General features: G+C 51.0%; 1 protein-coding gene. It reads left to right on the forward strand.

What is annotated here, in order from left to right:
• Positions 1–204: hypothetical protein (locus H8K36_RS19115; RefSeq protein WP_186918103.1), on the forward strand; the 204-nt coding region annotated here is incomplete at both ends.

The following is a 204-nucleotide window of genomic DNA, read 5'->3' on the forward strand; positions in this document are numbered from 1 at the left end:
CAACGAATAACGACAGCCTAGATATCCTTATTACGGACAGCAAACCAGTAGCGACAGGTGACATCAACAACATCACCGAAGATGCAGTACCGAACACAGTCACCGGCAATGTGATCACGAACGACACGGTTGGTGCCGATACGAATGCAACGCCAGTGACAGCAGGTACGTTCACCAATGCAGCAGGCTACGGTACCTTGGTCT

The sequence above is a fragment of the Affinundibacterium nitidum genome, from assembly GCF_014284155.1.
GTDB lineage: Bacteria > Pseudomonadota > Gammaproteobacteria > Burkholderiales > Burkholderiaceae_D > Undibacterium > Undibacterium nitidum.